At 45.5% G+C, this 6,131-nt stretch carries 5 protein-coding genes and 2 tRNA genes; all 7 read right to left on the reverse strand.

The genetic code is table 11. The features are described from left to right. Window position 1: 1 nt before the first annotated feature. Window positions 2-1,798, reverse strand: coding sequence for an ATP-binding protein (locus tag BM607_RS13300; protein WP_071939601.1), 1,797 nt, complete (start codon window positions 1,796-1,798; stop codon window positions 2-4). Window positions 1,799-1,927: 129 nt separating this feature from the next. Further along, window positions 1,928-3,325, reverse strand: a complete 1,398-nt coding sequence (locus BM607_RS13305) for a TRAP transporter large permease subunit (RefSeq protein WP_006082297.1) — start codon at window positions 3,323-3,325, stop codon at window positions 1,928-1,930. Then, a complete protein-coding gene (locus tag BM607_RS13310) occupies window positions 3,325-3,981 on the reverse strand; it encodes a TRAP transporter small permease (RefSeq protein ID WP_006082296.1) in 657 nt (218 codons plus the stop codon). The genes BM607_RS13305 and BM607_RS13310 overlap by 1 nt, the downstream gene beginning before the upstream one ends. Window positions 3,982-4,040: 59 nt before the next feature. Beyond that, window positions 4,041-5,060: a TRAP transporter substrate-binding protein gene (locus tag BM607_RS13315; RefSeq protein ID WP_071939600.1), complete on the reverse strand. Its 1,020-nt coding sequence runs from the start codon at window positions 5,058-5,060 to the stop codon at window positions 4,041-4,043. A 466-nt stretch (window positions 5,061-5,526) separates the two neighbouring features. After that, the gene (locus BM607_RS13320; RefSeq protein ID WP_006082294.1) at window positions 5,527-5,757 is read right to left on the reverse strand and encodes a hypothetical protein; all 231 of its coding nucleotides are present in this window, start codon (window positions 5,755-5,757) and stop codon (window positions 5,527-5,529) included. A gap of 170 nt (window positions 5,758-5,927) precedes the next feature. Then, a tRNA-Val gene (locus BM607_RS13325) sits at window positions 5,928-6,003 on the reverse strand. 39 nt (window positions 6,004-6,042) lie between these two features. Then, window positions 6,043-6,118, reverse strand: a tRNA-Val gene (locus BM607_RS13330). Between the last annotated feature and the right edge of the window lie 13 nt (window positions 6,119-6,131).

The following is a 6,131-nucleotide window of genomic DNA, read 5'->3' on the forward strand; positions in this document are numbered from 1 at the left end:
ACTAACGTTCCTCAAGCAAATAAATAGGTAAAATAACCTGGAAAATGGCGCCACCCTCTTCGGCATTGGCAACGTTAATTTGGCCTTGCATGGATTCGATAATACGCTGTGAAATCGATAAGCCCAGCCCCAGTCCGTGACGTTCGTTGGTGGTAAAATAAGGTTCGAATATTTTTTCCATTTGGCTTTCGCGCACACCTGGGCCTGAATCTTGGATGCTGATGCAGAACTTATCTTCACTGGTCACGCGGATGACCAAGCTGCGTTTAACCGATTGTTGCATAGCAACAATGGCGTTGCTCATGATATTGACAAACACTTGCTGTAATCGGACTTTATCGCCCCAAACCTGATAGTTGCCATTGGGTAACTGCACATCGAGTTCAACGCCTTGCTTGTCTATTGCGGGCTGAACTATGGTCAGCGCTTGTTTGATACAGCGGCCAATATCGGTGGCGCTATCCGTGCCTTGGCTCTTGCGAGTGAAGCTTTTAAATTGGCCGACAATATCGGCCAATCTATCGGTCAGTTCAATAATAATCTTGATATTATCCAGTGCCTTATCTTGCATATTACGGGCTAGAAAGGTTTGAGTATTTTGGGCGTAGCTGCGCAGTGCTGCAAGCGGCTGATTAAGCTCATGGTTAATGCTGGCGGATAAACTGCCGATCACAGTCAGTTTTGCCGCTTGAATGAGTTCATCCTGAGTATCTTTAAGCTGATGGTTCGCCTGCTGCAAGTCCTGAGTCCGTTCTTCGACTCGCTGTTCTAACAGGCTTTGTGCCAGCTGCATACGCTGTAGGTTGCGGCGACGCTCGGCGCTAAACAAGATGCTGAGTGCCAGCAACAGATAAATACTGGCTGACAGTAACATCAATGCAGGTAAAGACGATAGCAAGGGTTTGATGGGCGCTAAGATGTGCACCCGCCAGCCAGCTTTGGCCATCAACTGATGATTATCCATGTATTGCTCATGATCTCTGCCCGTTTGTAATTGGTAGAGCATGGCTTGGCTGCCACTCTCATAGGGCGGCTTCATTAATAGCTCGCCTATGGGGCGTTCCGCGTAACGCTTTGATGCATTAAGCGCATATTGTTTGGCTTGGGTAAGTGGAGTGAGTGACTTTAACCGCCACTCATCGACGCTGGAGATAAAAACAATGTCCTCGGGGTCGCTGATAAGGAATTGGTATTGACCCGCAATGGCAATGCTCGTGCTTTGCTGCTCGATACCGCTAATGTCCACTTTGACAATGATCGCGCCGAGTATGCCTTTGCCGCCTTGCTGATAAATAGGGTAAGAAAAGTAAAATCCACGCTTATCTGAGCTGGTACCCACGGCATAATAACGGCCTAAATTGCCCGAAATAGCATCGGTGTAATAGGGTCTAAAGGAATAATCCTTGCCAATAAAGGAGAAACTTTGTTGCCAGTTACTGGCGGCAATCGCGATCCCTAAAGCATCAATTAGATAGATATCGGACGCCTCAGTGACATGCTGAATTTCTTCGAGATATAAATTAAGTTCTTGGATCTTATCGGGGTTTTGTTGGTCGTTCAGTACATTGGCGAGCATAGGGTTCGTCGAGAGTACGTGGGGAATACTTTCGTAGCGCGATAACGCGCCATCGAGAAAGCTAACTAATTCTTTTAGTTGTTTCTCCGATTGTGCTTGGATCTCGATTTTACCCTGATGCAAATGCACCCAATAGGTCAGTTTGAGCGTTGCAAATAGGCCTGCAAGTAACACTACAGTGAGAAAGAGGCGTTTCTTGGCCTTAGGCGTCATGGGCAACATGGTGGCTATCCTGATAAAGCGACGGTATCAATCACTGAGACTGTGCATCATAAAACAAAGCGAGCCTGACTAGGCTCGCTTAAAAACTAACTGTAATCAAGGGGTAATCTCACAACCTTGCATTGCAGATTAATATCCACGCATCGAATCCAACCATTCTGGTAAGAAGAGCGAAATCTGTGGCACGTAAGTGATCAAGGTTAAGAAGGCTAACATCAGCAGTAACCAAGGCAGAACCGACTGAATGACCCAACCAATACTCTTACCCGTGATCCCCGCGGTAACAAAGAGGTTGAGCCCCACCGGCGGCGTGAGCATACCTATCTCCATGTTCACCACCATGATGATACCTAAGTGAATAGGATCTATGCCTAAGTGAGTCGCGATAGGGAAGAGGATCGGCGCCATAATCAGTACAATTGCCGATGGCTCCATAAAGTTACCAGCAGCAAGTAGCAGTAAGTTAACAATGATCAGGAAGCCCCAAGCGGGTAAGCCCATGTTAACGATATGCTCAGCGATAATATGTGGAATACGCTCAGTGGTTAATACATGCGCGAACAACATAGCGTTAGCTATGATAAACAGCAGCATGATACTGACTTTAGCACCATCACGCACTACGTTACGTATGTCTTTATCGATAGGCGTTTTAATTAGCCCTAGGAACATGTGACCTAAGTTACGTGCGGCGGCTTTAGGTAAGCTTTCACCTTGATTGCGCCAAGCCACCTCTTTTAATGGTCCAATGTCACGGTAACCAAATACCGCAATAAAGTACGCATACATACAAGCCACGGCTGAAGCTTCAGTCGGGCTCGCAACGCCGCCATAGATAGAGCCGAGTACGATAAGGATGAGTGCTAATCCACCCAAAGCTTTAGCGCTTGAAATCCCCAGTTGTTTAAAGCCTGGGAAAGGGCGCGAAGGCAAGTTCTTAAAGCGGGCGACGATGTAGATAACGATCATCAGGATGAATCCCATCATTAAACCTGGGATTAAACCTGCCATAAACATTCTTGCTGCGGACACTTCGGTCGCTGCCGCATACACCAACATCACAATGGACGGTGGGATCAAAATACCAAGTGTGCCTGAGGTTGTTATAACCCCCGCCGCAAACTTCTCGGGATAACCCGCTTTAACCATGCCCACAATCACGATTGAACCAATCGCCGCTACGGTTGCGGGTGATGAGCCTGAAACCGCCGCAAACAGCATACAGGCCATAACAGATGCCATCGCTAATCCACCACGGACATGTCCAATACTGTCCATGGCAAAATCGATAATCCGTCTCGCGACGCCACCGGTTGAGAGGAAGGCGGATGACAGAATAAAGAAGGGGATAGCGAGTAGGGTGTAATGCTCCGATGAAGACTCATACAGCTTGAGTGCAACTGAGGCTAAGGAGTCATTCGAGAAAAATAAAATGGTGAGCATGCTGGAAAAACCTAACGCGATAGCGATAGGCATACCGAGAAACATACACACTAATAGGGCGGTAAATAGGGTTGCGATCGCCATTATTTAGTCTCCTTTTCGTCAGAGACGGGTTCTTCATTGGCGTTTTTAACGCTTTCATCGATTAAATGCATACTTTCTTTCGCTTCATCGGCAAATTGGAAGCCAGTGACTTGGTCACGTAGGATGGCAATAAAGAGTTCGGCGAATCGCCAAGTTAACATCGAAAAACCAATGATCAAGATGCTCTGGGATAACCAAATCGGTACCGCGCCATCTTCAACATCAATCCGTAAGGTGTTCCAAGCAAAGTCTGGATCGAGGCTTTTTAAGAAAAATTGGGGGAAATTAATATCTTCCATAGGCACACCAATTTGATACATCTGGCTTAAGTAATCCCAACTGCCTTTTAAAAAGAGTCCGCAATAGACAATACAGACAAAGGCGGTAACGAGGGACGTTATCTTTTTGGCCCGAGGCGCTAAGTTTTTAACGAAGGCATCAACACCAATGTGCGCGCCAACTTTTACCCCATAAGACATACCAAACAACACAAACCAACCGCAAAAGGTCAGTGTGAGTTCTTGGATCCACAGAAAACCCGTATTGAAGAAGAATCGTGCGACGACTTCTGAAAACACTAGCAACGTCATCAGAGTGATCAATAAATTGAGCACACCTTCTTCAAAATAACCAAATATTCGCGATATCACAGCCATAATCCCCTCGCTGAAATGGCCGCTTAACCTCGGTTGAGGTTAAGCGGCTATCATCATTATTATTTATTTGCAGCTACAGCAGCTTCAATCACATCTTTACCGATTTGATCTTCAAACTTAGCCCAAACTGGTTTCATCACATCGACCCATTTTTGACGTTCAGCAGGCGTTAAAGTCACTAACTGTGAACGTTTAGAATCTAGGATTAACTGTTTGTCTTGGTTATCTTTCTCAGCGGCAATTTTGTTACCTAATGCGATAGATTCATCTAAAGCTTCTTTGATGATCTTACGTTTGTCAGCGGGTAAGCCTTTCCAGAAAGTGTCAGAGGTCACGACCATATAGTCGAGCACACCGTGGTTACTTTCAGTGATTTGGCTTTGCACTTCATAAAACTTTTGTGAGTAAGTATTTGACCACGTGTTTTCTTGACCATCGATAGCGCGGGTTTGCAGCAGGGTAAATACTTCAGAGAAGGGTTTTTTCACTGGGATAGCACCTACAGCATCAAACTGAGCCGCCAAAACATCAGATGCCATTACGCGGAACTTCAAGCCGTTTGCATCAGATGGATTTTTAAGTGGCGTGTTAGCCGAGAACTGTTTCAGGCCATTGTGCAAATAACCTAGACCGACAATCCCTTTACGGGTCATAGAGTTCAGCAGTGTTTGACCTGCTTCACCTTGTTGGAAACGGTTTACCGCATCCATATCATTGAAGAGGAAAGGTAAATCGAATACTTGTAGGCGTTTAGTGTAACGTTCAAATTTTGAGAGTGACGGCGCAACAAATTGCACGTCGTTTAATAGTAGTGCAGCTAACTCGTTGTTATCCCCAAATAACTGTGAGTTAGGAAATACACTGACCTTGTATTCACCTGGTAAACGTTGTTCAACGAGTTCTTTAAACTTAAGTGCCATTTGGCCTTTGGGCGTATTTTCTGCCACAACGTGCGAAAACTTAATTTCAATAGGTTCTGCAAATACGTTAAAGCTGGTTGCGAACACGGAGGCAACGGCGAGCATTTTGACTAAGGTTTTGAGTGGACGGGTCAATCCAGTTTGTTGATTCAATGTCATCTTGAGTTCCTTTTTCTGTTGTTAGGATTTGTCCTCAGTCTTGGTTAGTTTGTTACCAAGTTTGAGTAGGAATACAGCCTTGATTTCCCTGAGGTCTGTCTTACTAAAGGCAAATACCACGCCAACTTACACTGACTTCTGTAAGTGTTTGGTTACTAAAGTGTAGTTCATTTGATGTTTGTCACACTTTTAGTTTTGTGGGTGAGATCTCGCTCACAGTGATTTTCTGTTTGGGTGGAAACCCACCCATGGCGCGGATCTGCCTCAAATAGATAGCCCTTGGCGGTGCAGGTTTATTAAACAAACTTAGTTATTTTGAGATCAAAAAATGCTGCAAAAGTATGCGCTACGCTGAAAATGCGTGATGGATTATTTTGGGATAAGCAGTGTAGGCTGATTGTATGGTCAATTGTGGTCAAGTCGATGGTGTTTGTCGTCAATCAAGACAAAGGGGCAGTTGGTGCAGTTAATCATCATCTAAAAGGATACGTTTTAGGATCGCATCGCTAGGCAACAACTCTAAGTGGCCTTGTTCGTCAAAGTACCAACCGGTAATAAAGCCCTTTTGGCGCATACTGACGAGATTATGCATGACTTCCCGTGCTTCCTTGAGCGCCGTTTGCTCATCGCAAGCGTGGGTATGCTTTAAATAAGCGGCAATATTGGCAAGAGAAGCGGATTGACTGACGCTGGCCATAATGTTGATCTCCAAACAATGCTAAAAGCAGAATGAAATCAGGCTGAGTGTCGATAGAGCTCGGTATTTTACGGATTATAAAAGGCGAAATAGTAAAATTTAGCTCTCGCTGATTGAGATCAAGCATAGTTGAGTCAGCGTGTTGGTAAAGTTTATTGGGGGGATAAATATGGTGGTCGCTACTGGGCTCGAACCAGTGACCCCCTCCTTGTAAGGGAGGTGCTCTCCCAGCTGAGCTAAGCGACCTGGGAATGACTTTCACACAATGAGGTACATTAAGTTATATGGTGGTCGCTACTGGGCTCGAACCAGTGACCCCCTCCTTGTAAGGGAGGTGCTCTCCCAGCTGAGCTAAGCGACCTGGGATATAACTT

Source organism: Shewanella sp. SACH (assembly GCF_001887095.2).
Taxonomy (GTDB): domain Bacteria; phylum Pseudomonadota; class Gammaproteobacteria; order Enterobacterales; family Shewanellaceae; genus Shewanella; species Shewanella baltica.